The organism is Halorubrum sp. CGM5_25_10-8B, from assembly GCF_005435095.1.
Taxonomy (GTDB): domain Archaea; phylum Halobacteriota; class Halobacteria; order Halobacteriales; family Haloferacaceae; genus Halorubrum; species Halorubrum ezzemoulense.
Map to the genome: position 1 here is coordinate 135,797 of NZ_SGTY01000006.1, position 23,068 is coordinate 158,864.

Below are 23,068 nucleotides of genomic sequence, written 5' to 3' on the forward strand. Positions count from 1 at the left end.
AGCCGCGCCGCGCGAACGGGGACCGAGCCGTCTCGGTCGCCGAGGCGGCCGAACTGGTGCGCTTTTGAACGCGGGGGACCTCGGTCCGGGTATGACCGAAACGCTCAGGCTCGCGACCCGCGGGTCGGACCTGGCCCTCCGGCAGGCCGAGACCGTCCGCGAAGCGCTGTCGAGCCGGCGCCGCGACGTCGAACTCCGGCAGGTGGAGACGCGCGGCGACCAGATCCCCGACGAACTGATCCACCGCCTCGGGAAGACAGGCGCGTTCGTGCGCGCCCTCGACGAGGAGGTGCTCGCCGGCGACGCCGACCTCGCGGTCCACTCGCTGAAAGACCTCCCCACCGAGGAGATGGCGGAGCTCGTCGTCGCCGGCGTCCCCGAGCGGGCGCCCTCCGGCGACGTGGTCGTCCAGCCGGAGGGACTCGGGATCGAGGACCTCCCCGCGGGCGCCGTCGTCGGCACCGGCTCGCTCCGCCGCGGGGCGCAGATCCGGGCGGCCCGCCCCGACCTCACCGTCGAGCCGATCCGGGGCAACGTCGACACGCGGCTGGAGAAGCTGCTCGCGCCCGGCCTCCAGGCCGAACACGAGCGGCGCCTGATCGCGTCGGGCGAGGAGAATGCCCTGACGGCGGAGGCCGACGAGGGCGGCGACGAGAACGCTGACGACACGGACGACGAGGATACCGACGGCGACGAGGTCGACGAGGAGTTCGACGAGACCGTCGAGGAGTGGTTCAACTCGCTGTCCGACCTCGAACGCGACGCGATGGAGCGGAAGGTCGAGACCGAGTACGACGCCGTCGTCCTCGCGGAGGCCGGCCTACGCCGCTCGAACCTCTTCTACGAGGTGGAGACGACACGGCTCCCGCGCGAGGAGTACGTCCCTGCGGCGGGGCAGGGGGCCATCGCCGTCACCGCGAGCGACCCCGACGTGATCGAGGCGGTCCGTAAGGCGGTCGACCACCCGCGGACCCGCGTCGCGGTCACCGTCGAGCGGACGATCCTCGGCGAGCTCAACGGGGGCTGCGTCGCGCCGATCGGCGTCTCCGCGATGGTTCAGGGCGAGCACGTCCACGTCAGAGCGCGGGTGCTGTCGACCGACGGCACCGAGGAGGTGGCCGACACCCGCGACCTCCCGATCCGGTCACACGCGACGGCCGCCGCCGAGTTTGCCGCCGACCTCGCGGACCGCGGGGCGGACGAGCTGATAGCCGAGGCCCGCGAGGAGGCCGACGCCGATGAGTAACGACGGCGCCGGCGCGGGCTCCGGAGCGAACGCGGACGAACCCCCGACGCGTCGGCGCGACGACGGCGTCGGCACCGTCTTCCTCGTCGGGTCCGGCCCGGGCGACCCGGACCTGCTCACGGTGAAAGCGAAGCGACTGATCGAGTCGGCCGACGTGGTCCTTCACGACAAGCTCCCGGGCCCGGAGATCCTCGGCGAGATCCCCGAGGCGAAGCGCGAGGACGTGGGGAAACGCGCCGGCGGCGAGTGGACGCCGCAGGAGTACACCAACCGGCGTATGGTCGAGCTGGCCCGCGAGGGGAACCGCGTCGTCCGGCTGAAGGGCGGCGACCCGTTCGTCTTCGGCCGCGGCGGCGAGGAGGCCGAACACCTCGCCGAGGTCGGGATCCCCTTCGAGGTCGTCCCCGGCGTCACCTCGGCCATCGCGGGGCCCTCCGTGGCCGGGATCCCCGTGACCCACCGCGACCACGCCTCCTCCGTCTCCTTCGTCACGGGCCACGAGGACCCGACGAAAGACGAGTCCGCCGTCGACTGGGAGGCGCTGGCGGCGACCGGCGGCACCATCGTCGTGCTGATGGGCGTCGGGAAGCTGCCGGCGTACACGGCCGAGCTCCGCGACGCCGGCCTCGGCGGCGACACGCCCGTCGCGCTCGTCGAGCGCGCGACGTGGCCCGACATGCGCGTCGCGACCGGCACGCTCGACACGATCGTCGACGCCCGCGACGAGGCGGGGATCGAGCCGCCAGCGATCACCGTGATCGGCGACGTTGCCGCGACCCGCGACCGCGTCGTGACCTTCCTCGAGAACGCCGGCTCCGCACCGGTCCGGTCGGCGACGGAGGGAGACGACGACGGGTCGGTCGGAGGTGACGAGACGTGAGCGAAGACGAGGGTGGCCGCCCGCGCGTGGCCGTCTTCCGGCCGGACGACGAGCGGATCGAGGCGGCCGTCGAGCTGCTCCGGTCGCTCGGCGCGGAGCCGGTCGCCGACCCGATGCTCGAAGTCGAGCCGACGGGCGCCGTCCCCGCCGCCGCGCCGCTCGTCGTGTTCACGAGCAAGACCGGCGTCGAACTGGCCGCCGAGGCGGGCTGGGAGCCGGGGGACGCCGACCTCGCTGCCATCGGCCCGACGACCGCCGCGGCCGCCCGCGACGCGGGGTGGACGGTCGCCGTCGTCCCGGAAGAGTACACCTCCGCGGGCCTCGTCGCGGCGCTCGAACCGCGGGTCGCGGGCGAGCGCGTGACGGTCGCCCGCTCCGATCACGGCAGCGACGTCCTCCTCGACGGGCTCCGCGAGGCCGGCGCCGAGGTGACCGAGACCGTCCTGTATCGGCTCGCGCGGCCGGCCGCCGCGGGGGACTCCGCGGAGCTGGCCGCCGCGGGCGACCTCGACGCGGCGGCGTTCACCTCCTCGCTCACGGTCGACCACTTCCTCGCGGCGGCCGCCGACCGCGGGGTCGAGGAGGCGGCGCGCGCCGGACTGGGGGACGCGGTCGTCGGCGCCATCGGCCCGCCGACGGCCGAGACCGCGGCCGACCGCGGCGTCGACGTCGACGTCGTTCCCGACGCGGCGTCGTTCGAGTCGCTCGCGGCCGCGGTCGTCGACGCGGCCGGCAAAGCGTCGACCGCCGCGTCCGGCGACGGTCCGCGCTGACCCCGCGGTCGCGTGACTGAAGCGGAACGACAGCGGCGCGGCCGCGTCGAGGCGGCCGTCGCGGCCGCCGAATATCCGGAGCGAAAACGCGAGGCGGCGTCGGGGTCTCTCGTCGCTTCGGCTCGCTCGCGGGTAACGACGCGGTCGCGTCCCGATTCGGCCGCGAAAATACCACTCGTGATATTCGGGAGCGCGGATTTATTATCGGGAACGTGATATCAGGTGCCATGGAACCGAGCGAGCGCTGGCTGCTGCGGGTCGAGGAGGATATCCTCGTCGTCGAGTTCCCACACGGGACTGGGCTGAGCCCCGCAGACGGCGAGGCGCTGCTCGACCGCTGGCGGAGCGCGACCGACCCCGACGATGTCGACGCGATCGTGATCGTCGTGCGGACGAGCAGGCCGTGTTCGGACGCCGGCCGGCGCGCGCTCCGCGAGTCGGCGCAGATAGCGGTCGCCCGCGGCGTCGACCGCTTCGCCGTCGTCGGGCAGCGCTCGAAGCGGCGGTACCTCAAGCGGACCATCGACGTCGAGGGCGTCGACACCGAGGCGTTCAACGACGACGACGCCGCGATGCAGTGGGCGAGGAGCCCGTCCGCGACCGCATCGTCGGTCGGGACCTCCTCGTAGTTAGCTTCCGGTCTCGGTCCCGTTCTCCGGGTCGTCCGTCTCGTTACCACCGGTGGCGTCGCCGTCACCGGAGTCGTCGGTCGTCTCCCCGTCGTCGCTCTCCTCGCCGCCGCCCTCCTCACCGTCTTCGTCCGCCTCTGACTCTTCGACGTCGTCGTCGCCGTCCTCGTCTTCGTCGATCTCGTTGACCTCGACGTCGCGGCCCGCGACCCCGCTGCCCGAGATCACGGGTTTGAGGATGTAGCCGTTGTTCTTGCCGCGCTTGACGACGTTGATATCGAAGACGAAGCTGACCGGCTCGTCGGCGGTGACCTCGAACTCGTTCGTGATCTGGAGCTTCTCGCTCGGGAGCTTCACGTCGACCTCGCCACCGTCGACGATCCCCTCGATAGCGGAGACCGCCAGTTCGATCTTCTCGTAGTCCCCGGCCGGGAGCTCGCCGTCGAAGACGGCGATCGCGTCCTCGTCGATCACCTGCGTGAGGTCGACCGTCGCGCCGTCGAGGTCGACGACCCTGAAGCCGCGGTCCTCGCCCTCGTCCGCGTCGTCTTCCTCGTCGTCGTCTCCTTCGGTGTCTTCCTCGTCGTCTCCGCTCTCGTCTCCTGCCACGTCGTCCCCCTCGTCCTCGTCATCCGCCGTTCCGTTGGGGGACCCGTCGTCACCGTCGGTGTCGGTGACGTTCTCGCCGGCGTCGTCCTCGTTTTCATCTCCGGCTTCGTCGTCCTCGTCCTCGCCGTCACCAGCCTCGAACACGCGGGCTCGGTCGAGGGTCACGTCCAGCCGGTCGAAGTCGTCGATGTCGGCCGGGGCGTCGCTGATGAGGAGCCGGAAAGTGCCGGTTAGCGGTTCCGAGCCGTCCGAGCCGTCGGAGCCGTCCGAGCCGCCAGACGACGGGGGCGATTCGCCGCCGGTACAACCGGCGAGGAGCGTCGCGCTCGCGCCGGCGCCGACGGCGACGAACTCGCGTCGGCCGAGGCCGCCGGTGGCCGCGTCGGCCGGTCGGTCGTCGTCTGTCGGCTGCGATCCGTCGTCGTCTGCCGTCCGCGATCGGTCCGTCATGGTGATTCGACGGACGGGCCGCGGACGGGTATAAACGAGAGATACTCCGGTCGGATTTGCGCCGATAAAGCCGATTTTATCGGGTATCGAGGTGGTTTACGGTGAGCGGCCCGCTCTCGCCGGCGGACCTACGGTTTGGCCGTGTCGATGCCGGCCTGCTCGACCACGCGCTCCGCGTGGCGCGTCGCTCGCTCGCGGACCGCCGCCGCGTCGGTCCCGACGTGCTCGCCGTCCGCGTAGCGGACCGCGCCGTCGACCATGGTGAAGGTCACGTCGTCGCCGTGGGCCGCGTACACGAGGTGCGAGAGGGGGTCGTGGAGCGGCGTCGCGCGCGTCAGATCGGTCGTGATCCCGATCACGTCGGCGCGGTGTCCCTCGCGCAGCGCGCCGAGGCGGTCGAAGCCGGCGGCGCGGGCGCCGTGTTCGGTCGCCATCTCCAGCACGGTCGACGCGGGGAGCCTCGTGGGGTCGCGGGCGTTGACCTTGCCGAGGAGGCTCGCCTGTCGCATCTCGGTGAAGGGGTCGAGCGTGTTGTTACACGGCGGGCCGTCGTTGCCGAGCGCGACCGTCATCCCGCGGTCGAGGTAGTCCTGAACCGGGGCGATCCCCGAGGCGAGCTTCATGTTCGAGGAGGGGCAGTGGGTGACGACCGTGTCGGTCTCGGCGAGCACCTCGCGCTCGCGCTCGTCGGTGTGGACGCAGTGGGCGAGCGTCACGTCCGGCCCAGTCAGCCCGACCTCGTCGAGCCAGAGGATGTTCCGCTTTCCGGTGTCGGCCTCGACCGTCTCGATCTCGTCCTCGTTCTCGCTGGCGTGGGTGTGGATCGTCACGCCGTCGTACCGGTCGGCCAACTCGCGGCAGCCGCGCAGGCAGGCCTCCGTACAGGTGACGGCGAACCGCGGGGTGACCGCGTACCGGACGCGCCCGCCTGCGGCCCCGTGGTACTCCCGGATGAGCGCCTCGCTCTCCGCGAGCGCGGCGTCGGTCTCCTCCAAGAGGCCGTCCGGCGAGTCGCGGTCCATCAGGACCTTCCCGAGCCGCGCGCGGATCCCGGTCTCGATCGCGGCCTCGAACGCCTCGTTCGCGTGGTTCACCGAGAGGTGGTCGACGACGGTCGTCGTGCCCGACTCGAGACACTCCAAGTAGCCGAGTTCGGCGGCCGCGCGGGTGGCCTCGGCGTCCATCGCGGCCTCCATCGGCAACACCGCGTCGAACAGCCAGTCGAGGAGGGCGGCGTCGTCCGCGATCCCCCGCCCCAGCGACTGGACGGAGTGGACGTGGCCGCCGACGAGGCCGGGCGCGACGACGTCGAACGCGCGCCGCTCGTGGTCGGGATATCGGTCCCGCAGGATGCTCTCGTCGCCGACCGCGGCGATCGTGTTCCCCTCGACGACGACGGCGCCCTCGGGGATGACGGTCTCGGAGTCGGCCACGACGGTTCCGGCGATCAGCATGTCCGTCCGTTCCTGACGGTCGACCGGGAAGAGGCTGTCCGTTCGCGACCCCCGGCCCGATCAGTTCGAGACCGACGAGCGTGCGATCGCCGGGGCGGCGAGTCCGGCGGCGGGAGCGACGAGACGTTCGGCGCAGTCGAGCGGTCGCCGCGTGTCGCTATCAACGTCGGAACGGTCGCAGGCGGGGTTCGCGGTCTGACGGTCGCTCGTCGCTACGCCCGCCACACGGGCTCAGTTATCACAGATCGTCGCGCGGCCCGAGACCGCGTATTTAAACGCCGCGGCCCTGGAGCTGCTCTTCTTCGGCCATGTCCTCGTTGGACTGACCCTTCATCCCCTTGCCGCTGCCGCTCGCGATCCGGGCGAGCTCCTCGGGGTCGTCCCAGTTGTTGACGGCCTCGACGATGGAGGTGCCCATCGCCTCGGGGTCCTCCGCGCCGAAGACGCCGGAGCCGACGAAGATGCCGTCGCATCCGTGGTACATCATCAGCGCGGCGTCGGCCGGCGTCGCGATGCCGCCGGCGGCGAAGTTGACGACCGGGAGCCGCTCGGCCTCGGCGGTCTCGTGGACCAGATCGCGCGGTGCGCCGTGTTCGCGGGCCCACTTCTCGCGCTCCTCGTGGTTGAGGCCGGTGAGCGTCCGGATCTGGTTTTTGATCGTGCGCTGGTGTTTGACGGCCTGGTTCACGTCGCCCGTGCCGGCCTCGCCCTTCGTCCGGATCATCGCCGCGCCCTCGTTGATGCGGCGGAGCGCCTCCGGCAGGTTCCGGGCCCCGCAGACGAACGGGGACGTGAAGTCGCGCTTGTCGGTGTGGTACTCGTCGTCGGCGGGCGTGAGCACCTCGGACTCGTCGATCATGTCGATCCCGAGCGCCTCCAGGATCTCCGCCTCCTTGCGGTGGCCGATCCGCGATTTCCCCATCACCGGGATCGACACCTCGTCGATGATCTCGGGGACGCGCTCGGGGTCGGGCATCCGGGCGACGCCGCCGCGCTTCCGGATGTCGGCCGGGACGTGTTCGAGGACCATCACGGCGACCGCGCCGGCGTCCTCCGCGATGCGGGCCTGCTCGCGGTTGACGACGTCCATGATCACGCCGCCCTTCTGCATCTGCGCGAAGCCGCGCTTGACCAGCTCGGTCCCCCGCTTCAGCTCCTCCAGATCCGTGGCCTCTGGCATGAATATAGCTTGGGTCGCCGGCCACTTAACGGGTCGCTTTCGGGCGGATGGACGGGCGAGCGCGCCGTTCAGTCGCGATCGGAAGCGCGGTCCGTCGCGGCCGCGCTCCGCGCTCGCGCGTCGCCACCGCAACCGCGAAGTCTCCCCGCCGTCTACGCCGCGAGCGTGACGACCGGAGCCATCCTCGCCGGCGGCCGCTCAACGCGCTTCGGCGACGCGGACAAGGCGGTGGCGCCGATCGCCGGGACCCCCATGATCCGTCGGGTCGCGGACCGGCTCGCGGGGACCGACGACCCGGTCCCGCCCGGCGCCGACCGCGCGAGCGGCGGCGACCCAGTCGTCGACGAACTCGTCGTCAACTGCCGCCCGGGCCAGCGCGAGGCGATCGCCGACGCGCTGGCCGCGGTCCCGCTGTCCGTCCGCTGGGCGCTCGACGAGGCGCCGGACCGCGGCCCGCTGGCGGGGATCCGGGACGCCTGCCGGGCGGCGACCGACCCCTACGCCGTCGTCGTCGCCTGTGACATGCCGTTCGTCGACCCGGGCTTCCTCGCCCACCTCCGCGAGGCGGCCGCGGGCGCGGAGGCCGCGGTCCCACGGCTCGACGGGCGGTGGTACCAGACGACGCAGGCGGTCTACGCGACGGAGCCGGCCGCGGTCGCCTGCGACCGCGCGCTCGGTCGCGGCGACCGGAAGGTGCTGGCGCTGGTGGACCGGCTGGACGAGGTCGTCGTCGACGACGCGGCGATCCGCTCGCTGACGACCGACCGCACGTTCACCAACGTCAACACGCGGTCCGACCGCGACGACGCGGAGCGGGCGGTCGCCGCCGCGCTCGACGCGGCGTGAGGCGCTCGGCCGGCGGTCACTCCTTCAGCACTTCGTATGCCTCGTTGAGCTGCTTGAAGTCCTCCTCGTCGCCGTCCTCGCCGTCCGGGTGGAGCCGCTTCGCGCGCTCTCGGTACCGCCGGCGAACCGTCTCGCCGTCGGCCGTGCGGTCGAGGCCGAGGGTCTCGTACGCCTCCCGTTCGCTCATCCGGTCGGCCGCGGGCGCGCGGTCACTGGGGTCCCCACCCCCGGCTCCGCCGGGACCGCGAGCGCCGGCCCGTCGGCCGCGCGCGCTCCGACCGCCGTCGGTCCCGGCGGCGTGGTACGCTCGCTCTCGGTTGGCCTCGGCGCGGGCGCGCTGTCTCGCGCGCTCGCGCTCAGTCGGTCCCGCCCGCTCGGCGGACCGCCGGGCCTGGTCGTCGAGGCGTCCGCTGGCGTGGTACCAGAGGAAGTACGAGACGGCGCCGAACGGCAGCGCGAGCGCTAACGCGATCGGGTGGAGGACGATCCCCGCGATCACGAGCAGCGCCGTCATGCCGACGAACGCCCCGGCGAGCACCACGACGATCGTTCGGTTCGTCACGGACGTACTGGGGGACGGAGGACCGTAAGAGTCCCGACGGCGGCCGTCCGGCGAGGCGGGGGTCACGTCGGGGGCGGCGTTCGCGTCGCCCGCCGCCTCCGCTCGCTCCCTCGCGGCCCCACTCGCTTGCCGCTCCTCGCCTCCGCACCGTTTATCACCGCGGCCGCCCGGGTACGGCGTATGGAACCGGCGGACAGGGAGACGGTGACGGGGCTACCGCCCGGGATCGCCGCCGCCCGCGAGGATCTCACGCCGATGCTCTCGCAGTACGCCGACCTCTGTGCGGCCCACGGGGACGCCCTCGTCCTGTTTCAGGTCGGCGACTTCTACGAGGCGTTCTGCGAGGCGGCCGAGACCGTGGCCCGCGTCTGCGAGGTGACGCTGACCGAGCGGTCCGACTCGACCGGCGACTACCCGATGGCCGGGATCCCGATCGACAACGCGGCCCCCTACCTCGAGTCGCTACTCGACGCGGGCTACCGCGTCGCGCTCGGCGACCAGGTCGAGGACGCTGCGCAGGCGTCGGGGCTCGTCGACCGCGCCGTCACCGAGGTGATCACGCCCGGGACCGTCGTCGAGGACGACCTCCTCGAGTCGGGGACGACGAACTACGTCGCGGCGGTGGCGGCCGAAGACGACGACTCCGCCGAGACGACCGTCGGGCTCGCCGCGGTCGACGTCTCGACCGGCGAGTGCCTCGTCACGTCCGGCGGTCCGGACGCGGTCGCGGGCGAACTCGACCGGATCGCCCCGGCCGAACTCATCGCGGGGCCGGACGCGCCGGCCTTCGAGCCGAGCGACGCGGAGCGCGGGTGGACGACGCACGACTACGACGCCGGCGCCTTCGACCGCCGGACTGCGACCGAGCGGCTGGAGCCGTACCTCCCCGCGCCCGAGCGGCGCTTCGACGCGGACGCGGAGCTGCGGGCGGCCGGCGCGGTGCTCGCGTACGCCGAGTACACGCAGGGTGACGACGGCCCGCTCTCGTACGTGACTCGGGTCCGGCGGTACGACCCCCGCGACCGGCTCCGGCTCGACGCGGCGGCCCAGCGCAGCCTGGAGCTGTTCGAGAACCGGGGGCTTGGCGCGAGCGACACGCTGTTCGACGCGCTCGACGAGACGAACTGCGCGCTCGGGCGACGGTGTCTGGAGCGCTGGCTCCGGCGCCCGCTCGTCGACGCGGACGCGATCCGGAGCCGCCACGACGCGGTCGGCGAACTCGCCGACCGGAGCCTCGCTCGCGAGGGGGTCGCCGACGCGCTCGCGACCGCCTACGACCTCGAACGGCTGGTGAGCCGCGTCTCGCGGGGGCGGGCCGACGCCCGCGACCTGCGCTCGCTCCACCGGACGCTCGCCGTCGTCCCCGACCTGAAGGCGACGCTGGCGGGCGCGGGGGGAGAGGAACGCCACACCACCGACGACCCCGCCCTCCCCCGAACCGAGCACCTCCGCGACCTCGGTGACCGGCTCGACGAGCTGGCCGGGGTCCGCGGGCTGATCGACGACGCGATCGCGACCGATCCGCCACAGGAGATCACCGAGGGCGGGGTGATCCGCGAGGGGTTCGACGGCGATCTCGACGACCTGCGCGCCACCGAGCGCGAGGGCCGCGAGTGGGTCGCGGATCTGGAGGCGAGCGAGCGCGAACGCACCGGGATCGACTCGCTGTCCGTCGGCCACAACCAGGTCCACGGCTACTACATCGAGGTGACGGACGCGAACCTCGACCGCGTCCCCGACGACTACCGGCGTCGGCAGACGCTGAAGAACAGCGAGCGCTACGTCACGCCGGAGCTGAAGGAGCGCGAAGAGGAGATCGTCGGGGCCGCAGAGCGCGCGGACGCGCTGGAGTACGAGCTGTTCGTCGACGTCCGCGAGCGCGTCGCGGCCGAGACCGAGCGGATCCAGGCCCTCGCCGACGCGCTCGCCGAACTCGACGCGCTGGCGTCGCTCGCCGCGGTCGCGGTCGAACACGACTACGTCCGGCCCGAACTGCGGGAGGGCGTCGACGAGTCCCCCGACGCGGACGGGGCGGCCACCGCGGGCGTCGAGATCGAGGGCGGCAGACACCCGGTCGTCGAGCGGGCCGAGGACGCGTTCGTCCCGAACGACGCGGACCTCCCGCGCGGCTCCGTCGCCGTGATCACCGGGCCGAACATGAGCGGGAAATCGACGTACATGCGGTCGGTCGCGCTCGCCGTCGTGCTCGCGCAGACGGGGTCGTTCGTTCCAGCGCAGGCCGCCACGCTCCCCGTCTTCGACCGGGTGTTCACCCGCGTCGGGGCCTCCGACGACATCGCGGGCGGCCAGTCGACGTTCATGCGAGAGATGAGCGAGCTGACGGAGATCCTCCACGACGCCGGCCCCGACTCGCTCGTCCTCCTCGACGAGGTCGGCCGGGGCACGGCCACGACCGACGGGCGCGCCATCGCCCGCGCGGCCGCCGAGTTCCTCCACGACGAGCTGGGCGCGACCGCGCTCTTCGCGACGCACTACCACGGGCTCACCGACCTCGCCGACGAGCGAGAGCGCGTCTTCAACCTCCACTTCACCGCCACCCGGGAAGACGGCGACGTTACCTTCCTCCACCGGGTCGTGCCGGGCGCCTCGTCGTCGTCGTACGGCGTCGAGGTGGCGGAGCTCGCCGGGATCCCGGGGGCGGTCGTCGACCGCGCCCGCGACCTCGTCGCCGCGGAGGAGGCGGACCGGTGGCGGGCGGCGAGCGGAGCCGGACGCGAGGACGCGGTCGACCCGGCGGACCGGTCGGGCGAGGGCGAGGCAGAGGGCGACCGGGACGGCGACGCGTCGCTGCGCGAGTTCCTCGCGGAGGAGGCGTCGGAGGACGGCAGCCGATCCGGGTCCGAGGCGGACACCCCGCCCGAAAGCGAGCGGGCGGAGCCGACGGGCGGCGACGACGACAGGCCTGCCGCCGGCGCGCCTCCCGGCCTCGCCGCGGAGCTTCGCGACCTCGACCTCGCGCGGATGACGCCGATCGAGGCGCTGAACGCCCTCCACGACCTCCAGTCGCGAGTCGGCGATGACGGGTGAGCGAGACGGCGAGCGCGGCCGGTCGGGTACCGGTGATCGGTCCAAGAGCGAGAGTCGCGTCCGTCGGCTTGACCCGGCGACCGTCGACCGGATCGCGGCCGGCGAGGTCGTCACTCGACCCGCCCGCGTCGTCGGCGAACTCGTCGACAACGCGCTCGACGCGGGCGCCTCGCGGATCGACGTCGCGGTCGACGGCGACGGCACCGACCGGATCCGCGTCGCGGACGACGGTCGGGGCATGGCCCGCGCGGACGCGGCCCGGGCCGTCGAGCGCCACGCGACGAGCAAGCTGGCGCCCGACGGCGACCCGGTGGGCGTCCCGTCGCTGGGGTTCCGCGGCGAGGCGCTCGCGGCGATCGCCGAGGCCGCCCGGCTGGAGGTCGTCACGAGCTCCGGCGACGGGGTCGGCACCCGCGTCGTCGTCGACGGGACCGCCGACCGGGGGAACCGGTCGAGCGCGTCCGACTCGACCAACGGCGTCAGCGTCGAACCCGCGGGCCGCGCCCGCGGGACGACGGTCCTCGTCGGGGACCTGTTCGCGACCCGGCCGGCGCGTCGGGAGTCACTCGCGGGGGCGAACGCGGAGTTCGCGCGGATCTCCTCGCTCGTCGCCGACTACGCGCTGGCGAACCCGTCGGTGGCGTTCACGCTCGACCACGACGGGTCGACGACGCTGTCGACGCCGGGGACCGACCGCACGGACGCGCTGCTCGGCGTGTACGACCGCGACACCGCGAGCCGGTCGACGACGGTGGCCGCGAGCGTCGACGCGCCGCCCGGCAGGGGGGGTGACGCGGACGCCGTCGGCGTCGAGGTCTCGGCCACGCTGGCGTACCCGTCGATCACCCGGTCCTCCCGCGATCACGTCCGCGTCTCGGTGAACGGCCGCCCGGTCCGGAACGACCGGCTCGCGGCCGCGGTCCGCGACGGCTACGGGCGGCTCCTCCCCGACGGCCGCGAGCCGGTGGCCGCGGTCGACGTGTCGCTGCCGCCCGCTCGGGTCGACCCGAACGTCCACCCGGCGAAGCGGGACGTGGGGCTCCGCGACGCCGACGCGGTCGCCGACGCGGTCGCGTCGGTCGTCGAGGACGCGCTCACCGGCGCGGACCTCCGGCGGGCCGCGGACGTCGCCACCGACCTCGACGGCGCCCTCGATCCGGTCGGCGCGGACGACGGCTCGCGGCCCGGCGCGTTCGCCGACGCCGTGCCGATAGGCACGTTCCGCGACCTGTACGTCCTCGTCGAGGCCGGCGACGAGCTCCTCGTGATCGACGGCCACGCGGCCCACGAGCGGGTGAACTACGAGCGGCTGGCCCGCGCGTTCGACGGCGAGCCGGTGCCGACGGCCCCGCTCGACCCGCCCACGACCGTCTCGCTGTCGACCGACGAGGCGGCGGCCGCGAGGGCGCACGCGGACGACCTCGCCGCGCTCGGCTTCGAGACCGAGGCGTTCGGCGGCGGCACGCGTCGCCTCCGGACTGTCCCGGCGCCGTTCGGCCGGACCGCCGACGCCGACGCCTTCCGCGACGCGCTCGCCGCGCTCGTCGGGGCGGACCCGAGGACGGCGCGAGACGCGCGCGACGACCTGCTCGCGGACCTGGCGTGTCACCCGTCGCTGAAGCGCGGCGAGTTCTCGGACCTCGCTCGCGACGACCTCCGGGGGCTGCTCGACCGTCTCGGCGAGTGCGACCGCCCGTACGCCTGTCCGCACGGCCGGCCGACCGTCCTCTCGGTCGACGAGGAGACGGTCGCGGCCGGGTTCGGTCGGGACCGCTGAGCCGCGAGGCCGGTCGCCCCGCGGCGAGGCGATCGACAGTACCGACCGATATCTATTAACGCGATGGGACCGGGGATACTCGCATGGGAGAGCGGACCGAAGTGACGCGGGGGTCGCTGCCCGCGGAGCGGTCGGCCGGCCGGTTCTCGGGGCCGGACGGCTTCCGCGACCTCGTCGAGCGACTGCTCGCGTGGCTTCGGAAGCGACGCGCGTCGAGCTTGGAGAGCGTCTCGGCGGCGACGACGATGCGGAACGTCGTCGACGCGGACGCGCTCGCCGAGGAGACGCCGCCGAAGTGGAGCGTCCTCCACGACGTGGTCACCTACGGCGCGGACTCGCTCACGGACGTGCTCGTCTTCCGTCACGGCCCCACGAGACAGGACCTCGTGGTGATGCCGGAGCGGAACACCGACCCCGAGGGCGAGGTCAGCTTCTACCACGCCGACCGCACGAAGGGGGCGCGCCACCTGCTCTCGATCGGCGCGGACTCGCTCACCGCGGCGCTCAGTTACGTCTTGGACAAGATCGAGCGGTTCGAGCGGCTGTTCACCGGCCGCGGGTCGGAGCTGCCGAGCGGCTACACCGGTCCGTCCGACCGGTAGCGGGAGGGTCCGGCGGGTAGCAGAAGGGGCCAGACGGGTAGCGAGAGCGCCGCCGCGGCGGCGCGTCAGGCCGGTCGGTCTCGCGACCGCCCGTCGCCGTTTTCGTCGGTCTGTTCGACGCGTTCGACCGTGTCGTCAGCCGCCGCCTTCTCCGGCGGGTACGAGACGGTCCGCTGCGGGTAGGGGATCGAGATGCCGGCGTCCGCGAACCGCTCTTGGATCCGCTCGACGGCGAGCGCCTTCGAGCGCCACCGCGCCTGCGGGGTCGGCGGGTCGATCCAGAACCGGAGGTCGAGCAGGATCGCCGAGTCGCCGAATCCGGACGGGATCGCGTACGGCTGGGGGTTGTTCGCGATGACGCCGATGTTCTCTAAGACATCCTCGGCGATCTCGCTGGCCTCGTCCGGGTCGTCGTCGTAGCCGATCCCGACCTCCATGTGGATCCGGAGGCGCCCCTCCCGGCTTCGGTTGGTGATCGCCTGATTGGCGACGAGGTCGTTTGGCACCACGACGTACTCCCCGTCGAAGTTGCGCATGTGGGTGTTCATGATCGTGATGTCGGTGACGAACCCCTCCTCGTCGCCGATCGCCACCCAGTCGCCGATCTCGAAGGGGCGGGCGAACATCAACACGAAGCCGGCGATGAGCGAGCCCAGCGTCTGCCGGGCCGCCATCCCGAGGACGATCCCGAGGAACCCAGCCCCGACGAGGAGGCCGCCGAGGTTCACGCCCCAGATGCCAAGGACGGTTATCAGCGCGAGCACGAGCAGGCCGACCTGTGCGAGCCGGGTGAGCAGCTGTTCCTGGTGGGCGGTGATCCGGTCGCTGTCCGCCGACAGCTCGCCGACGTACGTCTCCACCACGTCGCTGACGACGTACGCACCGCCGAGCAGCAGCGCCGAGGCGATCACCTGCCCGCCGACCCGGGCGGCGTTCTCCACGAGCGGCAGCACCGCGACCACGAGTGCGAACCGGCCCCACAGCGTCAGCACGGCGACGCCCGCGAGCGCGAACAGCGCGAGCTGTAGGAGTCCGACCGCGAGCCGCAGGAGGAACGACGCGGGGATCCCCTCCCGCAGCGTCTCCACCGCGCCCTCCGTCGACTCCGACAGCCGCTCGTCGAGGAGCCGCCCGACCCAGTCGGTGACGGTCTGCTCGCCGGCGCGGACCGCCCGCGGCAGCAGCAGCCAGCCGACGCCGAGCGTCGCGAGGGCGATGGCCGCGGTGACCGCCAGCCGCCCCTCCGTGCTCGATACGTCGCTCAACACCGCGCCGATCCGCGTTCCCAGTCCGCCTATCACGGTCTGACGTTCGCCGCCGCTCGGTTAACGGATCCGACGCGAGTCTCAGCGGAGAGAATCGGCACGACCGCTGCGGGGAAGGAGGCCGCGACTGCCCTGCTCCCGGTCACCGGCCGCGTCGGAGCTCTTCGATCAGCTGTTCGATGAGCGTCGACTGCCGGTCCAGGCGCTCGGACTGCGCCTCGACCGTGCGCCGCAGCGCGGCGACCTCGCTCGCGAGGTCCGCGTCCTCGACGCCGGCGCTCTCGAACGGCGAGCCGTCGAACGCGTCGTCGTCCGGGACGACGCCGTCGGTCTCGCCGTCCGCCGCGACCGCTTCCTCGCCGACCGCCGCCGCGGGCTCGCCTCCGGCCCCTCGCTCGGCGCCTTCCGCCGGGGCTTCGGGCGCGTCGCCGGCGGGGGAGTCCGTCGACTCCGCCCCGGCCTCGTCTCCCGCTAGGGGGCCCGTCGACTCCGTCGCGCCCGCGTCTCCCGCGAGAGGGTCCTCGGCCGCGTCGTCGACGGCGGCGTCCGCGGCGAGCGGGTCGTCGAGCGGGTCGCTGCCGCCGCTCGGTTCCGGCGATCCGACCGACGCCGACTCCGCGCTCTCGGTCGTCGCTCCGGGCCCGTCGCCCCCGGCGAGCGACTCCGACCCCCCGGCGGAGTCGCGTCCGCCCGCGCCCTTCGGTTCCGTTCCGAGCCCGCTGGAGTCTGGCTCCGCCTCGGCGCCGGGCGCCGCGTCGGCGTCCGCCTCGGCGTCGGCGGCCGGGGAAGCCGACAGCGGGTCCGGCCCCTCGCCGAAGTCGGTCGTGCCGGTCTGTTCGGCGTCGGACGCCGCCTCCTCGGCCTCAGCGGCGGCAACGCGGAACTCCTCTAAGCTGTCGACGCCGTGGAACGAGCACACCGCGTCGGCGAGCGTCTCCCGGACCGCCCGGGCGGACTCGTTCGGGGCCTTGAACCGCTCCGAGCGGCCGTCGTGGACGAGGACGACCGCGGTGGCGACGGTCCCCTCCTCGAAGTCGAGCCCGGTGAGGTCGTCGTAGCCGAACTCCTCGAACTCGGGGTCCCAGACCGCCGAGCCGACGTGTTTGACCAGTCGCTCGCTGGTGACGATCAGGGTGAGCTCCGAGAAGCGGAAGGTGCGCACGACCGTCTCGCCGGGGCCGGTGACGCCGCTCGCGGAGAGGACGCCCGCGAGGATCGGGTGGAGGACATCGTCGACGCGCTTGGTCGGTACCGAGAGCGTCTCGTCGCCGTCGAGGCCGTACCCGAGGGTGATCTTCGCCTTGCGGCGTCCCGTCGAGACCTCGATTCGCTCGACGTCGTGGCCGTACTCGTCGACGGACTCGTCGGACAGGAGTCCGTCGCCGCGGTAGACGAGGGTCCGGGTGGGCGTGACCGCGAGTCGATCGTCGCCGCCCAACGGCACCTCGGCGACGACGTCCTCGTCGCCGACGGTCCCCGCGAGCAGGTCGGGAAGGCTCATACGCCGGAGATACGCCGCGCCCGGCATAAATCCGCTGGCTCGGGGTCGATCGAGCCCAGTCACCGCGTTCACCGCGCTCCCGACGCGCCGCCCGCGCCGCCGGCCCGAGGCGGGAGCGATCGCCCCCGAAAGCGACAGCCCCCGAAGCGATCCTCCCGAAGGCGACCGGCCGCGGCGATCTGCGATCGGTTCACAACCCTCCGACGGATGGGAAGGTTAAAGGGTCTCATCGCGGTACGAGAAGGTGAGGCCGGGTGGCTTAGCTGGACATAGCGCCGCACTCATAGGGTTCGGAGATTCGGTGCGGTGACGCCTTGGAAGCGTCCGCGTCCTTCCCGTGGCTCCGCCGAGCCTCGGACCTGGGACATGCGGAGATCGTGGGTTCGGAGCCCACCCCGGCCATTTCTACGACCGACCGGTCGGCGAGCGCCGGCCCCGCCGATCCGTCCGCCGTCGCCGCCGGATCGAGTGCTACACCGGAACCGCCTCGCCGGCGACGAGCGCGACCGCGACGACGACGCCGCCCAGTCCCAACAGTCCGTAGTTCGCGAAGGGATTCGCCGCGGTGAACAGGTCGAGCGAATACTCGGTGTCTCGCACGGGCGCGTACGGTCGGATGCCCGTCGGTGTGAGCGCGTCCGCGAGGATGTGCGAGACGATCATCACGGCGCCGAACAGGAACGCGGCGGCGCCGAACAGCAGCGCCTCGGCGAGTCCGCGCTGAAGCCCGACCGCCAGCCCGACGCCCCCGAGGACGACTCCGACGAACAGCGCGAACCAGACGGTGTGCGTGATCCCCCGATGCCTGACGACGGGAACTCGCATGTCGAGGTCGGGGACCATCGCCGTCGAGACGACGCCGGCGGCGCCGACGAGGCCGGCCTCTATCGAGAGGAGGGCGGTGACGAGAAACCCGAACGGGGCGTAGACGACGAGCGAGGCCCCGACGTGTCCCTTCCGGTACATGTTGACGACTGCGTTCCGGGTCCGTAAGTCCGTTACGTCGAGACGCGACCCCCCACGGCGCGTCTCCGGACGCGTCCGCGGAGTTCGCGGTCCCGTCGCGTTGTCGGGGCGAAACGCCTACGGCCTCCCGCCGTGACGCTCCGGTATGACACTGACCGCCCGCGACCTGATGGAGCCGGACGTGAAGACGGTCTCGCCGGACGACGACGTCGCCGACGCGTTCAAGCGGTTCGCTCGGTACGAGTTCAGCGGGTTCCCGGTCGTCGACGAGGACGAGCGGGTGGTCGGGATCGTCACCGAGTCCGACCTCGTCGACCTGTTCGAGCCGGAGGACGAGACGCTGTGGATCCCCGTCGGACTCCCTCCGTTCGTGGACACCCTCTCGTATCAGGTGAAGCGCCCGTGGGCCGACCTCGATCTGGGCGTCGACATGCTCCGCAACGCGGACCGACCCGTCTCCGAGGTGATGAGCGCGGACGTGGCGACCGTGACGCCGGACGTGAGCGTCGACGACGTGCTGGACCTGCTCGTCGGCGACGACCCCGACATCAACCGCGTGCCCGTCGTCGACGACGACGGCCGTATCATCGGGATCATCGCGCGTCAGGACGTGATCCGCGCGTTCCGCGACCGCCGACTGGAGTAGATCCGGTCGGACCGTCGCGAGGGGTCCCGCGGACGCTCGGCTGTGGATGTCGGCGACCGCGTCAGCTCCGAAGCGCCTCGACGGGCCGCTCGTTGGCCGCCTTCCACGCGGGGTACGCGCCGCTGACGAGCCCCACGCCGACGCCGAAGCCGAGCGCCAAGAGGAGGTAGTAGGCGTTCGTACGGTCGAGCACGAGCGCCGTGTCGACGGCGGGCGTCGCGAGGACCAGGCCCGCGACGAGCAGGACGGTGAGCAGGGTGCCGGCCGCGGCGCCGGCCGCGCCGATCAGCCCGGCCTCCGCGAGCAGGACGCGCAACACGTCGCGGCGAGCGACGCCCACCGCGCGCATCACCCCGATCTCCTGCCGGCGCTCGACGGTACTCATCAGCATGACGTTGAGGATCGAGACCCCGGCGACGACGAGGGAGATCGCGCCGAGCCCGAGCAGGAACGTCGAGAGGAGGCCGAAGAACTCGTTGATCTCGTCGACGAGGGCGGCCAGCTCGAACAGCTCCACCCGGTCCTCGCGGGCGTTCACCTCCTCGCGGATGGCGTCCGCGGCCGCCCGCGCCTCGGCGCCGGTGTCGGAGACGACGAGCGCCTGCGCGTAGCCGTCGGCCGAGAACGCCGACTCGGGGAGGTACACCGCGTCGTCGGGCGCGACCGGGCTGAACGTCTGGCTCTCGACCAACACCGCGATGACGCGGACCTGCGAGCCGGCGATCTCGACGGTGTCGCCCGCGCCGGCGCCGAGGTCCTCGGCGATCCCCGCGCCGAGGATCGCGCCCTGTCGGTGCCGCTCGGGGAGTCGCCCCTCGGCTGCCTCGTACGCCAGCGCGGGCTCTTCGACCCCGTACACCGTCGCGAACGTCTGGTCGCCCTGCCGCGCGACCGTGGCGCTGTCGGAGTACAGCGGGATCACTGCGGGCTCGCCGACCGCCCGGCGGATCGAGGCGATGTCCGCGTCGGACAGCGACTCCACGCCGGCGTCGGTGTTCGGCGACACGACGACCTGCGTGCCGATATCGCCGATGGCGTCGTCCGCGCCCAGCGCCAGCACGTTCCCGAAGATGCCGAGCGCCGCGACCGCGAGGACCCCGATACAGACCCCGAGGACCGCCAGCACGGTCCGGACCCGGTTTCGTCGGAGGTTCCGCGACGCCATCGACACCGCGGGGCGCCAGCCGCGGAGCCAGCCGGCGGCGCCCCCCGGTGCGCGGTCGTCGGCGCTCATCCGCGGTCACCGCTCATCCGCGGTCACCGCCCATCTGCGGTCCCGGAGCGGTCCGGCCGGCGTCGCGGCCGCCGCGCCGGTCCGCGTCGGCGTGCGGATCGGACTCGCCGGGCAAGCCGCCGGTCAGCACGCCGTCGGTGAGGTCGACGACGCGGTCGGCGTACTCCTCGACGAGCGGATCGTGCGTGACGGCGATGACGGCGACCCCCTCGGCCTTGACGCGCTCGAACTCGGCGAGGATCGCCTCGCCGGTGTCGGTGTCGAGGTTCCCCGTCGGCTCGTCCGCGAGCAGGACCGCGGGCTCGTTTATCAGCGACCGGGCGATCGCGACGCGCTGTTTCTGCCCGCCGGAGAGCTCGTTCGGTTCGTGGTCGAGCCGGTCGCCGAGCCCGAACCGCGCGAGCAGGTTCGCGGCCCGGTCGCTCGCGTCGCCGGGGTCGAACGCCGTCGGCATCGCGACGTTCTCGACGGCGGTGAGCGTCGGCAGCAGGTGGAAGTCCTGGAACACGAACCCGATCGACTCCTTGCGCGCCCGCGTTCGCTCCGCGACGGAGAGGCTCGTCACGTCGGTGTCGCCGAGCAGCCGTCGGCCGGAAGTGGGGTCGTCAAGGAGCCCGAGGACGTTCAGCAGCGTCGACTTGCCGGAGCCGCTCGGCCCGACTACCGCGACGAACTCGCCGGGCCGGGCCGCGAAGTCGACGTCGTCGAGCGCGACCACCGGCTCGCCGCCCCCGCTCGGATACCGCTTGACGACCCCGCGGAGCGCGACGGCGTAGTCGTCGTCAGCGAGATTGCTGTCGCCGCTCGTCTCCCAGTCGGCCGCAGCGCCGTTCGTCGCCCGACCGGCCGCAAGATCCTCCGCCTCGTCGGTCGTGCGGTTCCGGCTCACGGCGCCGACCCGTCGCGTCGTCGTCCGGTCGGTCCCCCGATTCGTCCGGTCCTGACCGCGACGCCGACCGCCCCGGCGAGGCCGACGAGCGCGAGGCCGCTCGCGACCGTCCCCACGGTCCCCAGCCCGCCGGCGCCGAGTCGGCCGAGGGTGCCGCCGCCGTCGCGATCGTCGGTAGCCGGCTCCGGCGCGGCCACCGAGAACGTCTCCGTGTACCGCACGCCGCGCTCGGTGTACGTGACGCGGATCGGGATCTCCTCGGCGACCGTGACGTTCGCCGCGGTCGTCACGTCGAAGCCGACGAAGTCGCTGGCGCCGAGCGTCCCGACGAAGTACTCGCCGCCCGCGGGGGTCGGCGCGACGCCGGGCGCGTCGCCGACCGAGACGACCGCACCGGTCATCTCGCCGCTCCCCGCGTTGCCGAGGTTGGCGTCGACGACGACACCGTCAGCGGTCTCGCGCACGGTCGCGTCGGTCACGGTCGGCGTCGCCTCGCGGACGGGGTACGTCACCGTCGACTCCGCGCTCCGGTCGGCGCCGCGATCGTTCCGCCGGTCCGTGTCGGCGCGGAAGGCGGCGGTGACCGTCACGTCCGAGCGCCGGTCGAGCGGTCCGAGATCGACGATCACGCGTCGCTCCTCGCCGGGCGCCACGCCCTCGACGACGAACGGGCCGACGTCGACCGTCTCCGCGCCGTCACCGTCGACCGCGGCCCCGACGGCGCGGAGGCTGATCCGGTCGGCGGCCGTCGTACCGGTGTTGACCACGGTCACCTCGACGGGCGAATCGACGGCCGGCGGCGACGCCTCGCCCTGACCGCCGTCGCCGGTATCGAGCCCGCCGCCCCCGCCGAAGACGCCCTGGATGCCGCCGATGCCGAGGTCGCCGGTGGCGCTCTCGCTCTCGTCGTCGCTCCGGAGGTCCTCGGGGTCGAGCGCGCGGGTGCGGAGGTCGAGCGCGACCTCGGTCGGGCGCACCTCGAACACGACGTCGCGGCTGACAGTCACGAACTCGCCGCTCGTCGACTGGTTCGCGACGACCTCGACGGTGAGCCGCTTCTCGCCCGGTTCCCTGAACGTCGTCCACAGCGTCGCGTCCAGCGAGTCGCCCGCCGAGAGCGCCCCGACGCCCGAGGCGCTGTCGAGCACGTCGCCGTCCGCGTCCCGGACGCGGACCGTCGTGAGGTTCGCCGCCGCGTCGCTGCCGCCGGAGTTCGAGACCGTGACGTTCAGGGTCGCGCGCTCGTCGACGGTCGGAGCGCCCGGAGACACGCCGACCTCGGTGAGGGTGATCCGCGCGTCCGGTACCGCCGCCGCGCCGCCGACCGCGAACCCGCCGCCGACGACGGACAGAACCGTTAACGCGGCCAGCAGCGCGGCTGTAGTTCGTGTGGGCGTCAATGTCACTATAACTACGCGACCTGCGTGGTTATATCCGTCGGCGACGGAAGCTGACGGCTCCTACCGGCGCTTCGTCGGCGAACTCGACTCCGCCGCTAGGCGGCGAACGCGGCCCGCGGGGACCCGCGGTTTCGACGGCCACCGAGACGTACCGGTTACGGATGCTTTTTCAACGGGCCGACGTAAGTGAGGGTAATGACCGAACGCGACACCGCGCGAGCGGGTGATCGGCGATGATGGGCGGCAACGACCAGCAGGCGTACGACCGCGGCACGTCGCTGTTCTCGCCGGACGGCCGGATATATCAGGTCGAGTACGCCCGCGAGGCGGTCTCGCGCGGCGCGCCGAGCGTCGGCGTCCGGACGACCGACGGCGTCGTTTTCGTCGCGATGTCTCGCCCCTCCTCGTCGCTGATGGAGGCCGAGAGCATCGAGAAGCTCCACAAGCTCGACGACCACGTCGGCACCGCGAGCGCCGGCCACGTCGCCGACGCCCGGCAGCTGATCGACCTCGCGCGCCGCCAGTCGCAGGGGAACCGCCTCCGCTACGGCGAGCCCGTCGGCGTCGAGACGCTGACGAAGTTCATTACCGACCACATCCAAGAGAACACCCAGCGCGGTGGCACGCGCCCGTACGGTGCCGCCCTCCTCATCGGCGGCATCGACGACGGCGAGCCGCGCCTGTTCGCCGCCGACCCCTCGGGTACGCCCAACGAGTGGAAGGCGACCGTCATCGGCGGCGGCCGGCAGGACATTCAGGGACACCTCGAAGACGAGTGGAGCGACGACCTCTCGCTCGAGGACGGCATCGAACTCGCGGTCGCGGCCTTGGCCGCCCACGACGACGAGTTCGAGGCGTCCGACCTCGCGGTCGCGACCGTGACCGAGGCCGACGGCTTCCGGACGGTCCCGACCGACGAGGTCGAGGCCGCCGTCGAGGCCGCCGGGCTCGCGGCGGACGAGGAGGACGCGGAGGAGACGGACGACGACGCGTCCGACGGCGACGAGTAGCGACCGCGTGCGGGAGCCGGGACCGAACCGCTCCGCCGCGCCTCCTCGCGGCGGGAGCGACCGGCGCGGGCAGCGCCGGGAGGAGCGGGAGTCCGGGCTCG

Annotated in this window: 20 protein-coding genes and 1 tRNA gene; 11 read left to right on the forward strand and 10 right to left on the reverse strand. The window is 73.0% G+C overall.

What is annotated here, in order from left to right:
- Window positions 1-91: 91 nt before the first annotated feature.
- The 4 genes from hemC to EXE51_RS07445 all read left to right on the forward strand — a co-directional run bounded on the left by hemC (window position 92) and on the right by EXE51_RS07445 (window position 3,528).
- Window positions 92-1,246, forward strand: a complete 1,155-nt coding sequence (gene hemC, locus EXE51_RS07430; protein ID WP_137692346.1) for a hydroxymethylbilane synthase — start codon at window positions 92-94, stop codon at window positions 1,244-1,246.
- A complete protein-coding gene (gene cobA, locus EXE51_RS07435; protein ID WP_137692347.1) occupies window positions 1,239-2,126 on the forward strand; it encodes a uroporphyrinogen-III C-methyltransferase in 888 nt (295 codons plus the stop codon). Before hemC ends, cobA begins: the two co-directional genes overlap by 8 nt.
- A complete protein-coding gene (locus EXE51_RS07440) occupies window positions 2,123-2,899 on the forward strand; it encodes a uroporphyrinogen-III synthase (protein WP_089308189.1) in 777 nt (258 codons plus the stop codon). The genes cobA and EXE51_RS07440 overlap by 4 nt, the downstream gene beginning before the upstream one ends.
- A gap of 227 nt (window positions 2,900-3,126) precedes the next feature.
- Entirely contained in the window at window positions 3,127-3,528 is a 402-nt protein-coding gene (locus tag EXE51_RS07445) for a hypothetical protein (RefSeq protein WP_049930647.1), read from the forward strand.
- On the opposite strand, the gene EXE51_RS07450 is transcribed toward EXE51_RS07445, so the two are convergent.
- The 3 genes from EXE51_RS07450 to pdxS form a co-directional block, all read right to left on the reverse strand.
- Window positions 3,529-4,587, reverse strand: coding sequence for a DUF4382 domain-containing protein (locus EXE51_RS07450; protein WP_094593391.1), 1,059 nt, complete (start codon window positions 4,585-4,587; stop codon window positions 3,529-3,531).
- A gap of 128 nt (window positions 4,588-4,715) precedes the next feature.
- Entirely contained in the window at window positions 4,716-6,041 is a 1,326-nt protein-coding gene (locus tag EXE51_RS07455) for a 5'-deoxyadenosine deaminase (protein ID WP_137692348.1), read from the reverse strand.
- A gap of 271 nt (window positions 6,042-6,312) precedes the next feature.
- The gene (gene pdxS / locus EXE51_RS07460) at window positions 6,313-7,221 is read right to left on the reverse strand and encodes a pyridoxal 5'-phosphate synthase lyase subunit PdxS (RefSeq protein ID WP_049930642.1); all 909 of its coding nucleotides are present in this window, start codon (window positions 7,219-7,221) and stop codon (window positions 6,313-6,315) included.
- A 165-nt stretch (window positions 7,222-7,386) separates the two neighbouring features.
- Here pdxS and EXE51_RS07465 point away from each other — a divergent pair, with 165 nt between their 5' ends.
- A complete protein-coding gene (locus EXE51_RS07465) occupies window positions 7,387-8,067 on the forward strand; it encodes a molybdenum cofactor guanylyltransferase (protein ID WP_094582915.1) in 681 nt (226 codons plus the stop codon).
- A 16-nt stretch (window positions 8,068-8,083) separates the two neighbouring features.
- Here EXE51_RS07465 and EXE51_RS07470 read toward each other — a convergent pair whose 3' ends face one another.
- Entirely contained in the window at window positions 8,084-8,629 is a 546-nt protein-coding gene (locus tag EXE51_RS07470) for a DnaJ domain-containing protein (protein WP_137692349.1), read from the reverse strand.
- A gap of 180 nt (window positions 8,630-8,809) precedes the next feature.
- Here EXE51_RS07470 and mutS point away from each other — a divergent pair, with 180 nt between their 5' ends.
- From mutS to EXE51_RS07485, 3 genes are all read left to right on the forward strand, one after another.
- Complete coding sequence (gene mutS, locus EXE51_RS07475; RefSeq protein WP_137692350.1) at window positions 8,810-11,677, forward strand: DNA mismatch repair protein MutS; 2,868 nt, start codon at window positions 8,810-8,812, stop codon at window positions 11,675-11,677.
- Window positions 11,667-13,454, forward strand: a complete 1,788-nt coding sequence (mutL, locus tag EXE51_RS07480; protein WP_137692351.1) for a DNA mismatch repair endonuclease MutL — start codon at window positions 11,667-11,669, stop codon at window positions 13,452-13,454. Before mutS ends, mutL begins: the two co-directional genes overlap by 11 nt.
- Window positions 13,455-13,537: 83 nt before the next feature.
- The gene (locus EXE51_RS07485; RefSeq protein WP_049930633.1) at window positions 13,538-14,056 is read left to right on the forward strand and encodes a hypothetical protein; all 519 of its coding nucleotides are present in this window, start codon (window positions 13,538-13,540) and stop codon (window positions 14,054-14,056) included.
- Window positions 14,057-14,121: 65 nt separating this feature from the next.
- Here the strand turns inward: EXE51_RS07485 and EXE51_RS07490 are convergent, their stop codons facing one another.
- Window positions 14,122-15,357 carry a mechanosensitive ion channel family protein gene (locus EXE51_RS07490; RefSeq protein ID WP_198943844.1) on the reverse strand — a complete coding sequence of 412 codons (1,236 nt, stop codon included), beginning with the start codon at window positions 15,355-15,357 and terminating at the stop codon, window positions 14,122-14,124.
- A 106-nt stretch (window positions 15,358-15,463) separates the two neighbouring features.
- Complete coding sequence (locus EXE51_RS07495) at window positions 15,464-16,822, reverse strand: hypothetical protein (RefSeq protein ID WP_137692352.1); 1,359 nt, start codon at window positions 16,820-16,822, stop codon at window positions 15,464-15,466.
- Window positions 16,823-17,070: 248 nt separating this feature from the next.
- On the opposite strand from EXE51_RS07495, the gene EXE51_RS17530 reads away from it, so the two are divergent.
- Window positions 17,071-17,224 (forward strand) — tRNA-Met (locus EXE51_RS17530).
- 69 nt (window positions 17,225-17,293) lie between these two features.
- Here the strand turns inward: EXE51_RS17530 and EXE51_RS07505 are convergent.
- Window positions 17,294-17,788, reverse strand: coding sequence for a metal-dependent hydrolase (locus EXE51_RS07505; protein ID WP_137692353.1), 495 nt, complete (start codon window positions 17,786-17,788; stop codon window positions 17,294-17,296).
- A gap of 145 nt (window positions 17,789-17,933) precedes the next feature.
- Between EXE51_RS07505 and EXE51_RS07510 the strand changes: the two genes are divergently transcribed.
- Entirely contained in the window at window positions 17,934-18,434 is a 501-nt protein-coding gene (locus EXE51_RS07510; RefSeq protein WP_086217016.1) for an HPP family protein, read from the forward strand.
- A gap of 61 nt (window positions 18,435-18,495) precedes the next feature.
- Here the strand turns inward: EXE51_RS07510 and EXE51_RS07515 are convergent, their stop codons facing one another.
- The 3 genes from EXE51_RS07515 to EXE51_RS07525 are packed head-to-tail and all read right to left on the reverse strand — an operon-like array spanning window position 18,496 to window position 21,963.
- A complete protein-coding gene (locus tag EXE51_RS07515) occupies window positions 18,496-19,668 on the reverse strand; it encodes an ABC transporter permease (protein WP_049930625.1) in 1,173 nt (390 codons plus the stop codon).
- 13 nt (window positions 19,669-19,681) lie between these two features.
- Window positions 19,682-20,557, reverse strand: coding sequence for an ABC transporter ATP-binding protein (locus tag EXE51_RS07520; RefSeq protein WP_080508558.1), 876 nt, complete (start codon window positions 20,555-20,557; stop codon window positions 19,682-19,684).
- Window positions 20,554-21,963: a CARDB domain-containing protein gene (locus EXE51_RS07525; protein WP_137692354.1), complete on the reverse strand. Its 1,410-nt coding sequence runs from the start codon at window positions 21,961-21,963 to the stop codon at window positions 20,554-20,556. Before EXE51_RS07525 ends, EXE51_RS07520 begins: the two co-directional genes overlap by 4 nt.
- A gap of 227 nt (window positions 21,964-22,190) precedes the next feature.
- On the opposite strand from EXE51_RS07525, the gene psmA reads away from it, so the two are divergent.
- Window positions 22,191-22,967 carry an archaeal proteasome endopeptidase complex subunit alpha gene (psmA, locus tag EXE51_RS07530; protein ID WP_176450675.1) on the forward strand — a complete coding sequence of 259 codons (777 nt, stop codon included), beginning with the start codon at window positions 22,191-22,193 and terminating at the stop codon, window positions 22,965-22,967.
- Window positions 22,968-23,068 lie beyond the last annotated feature (101 nt).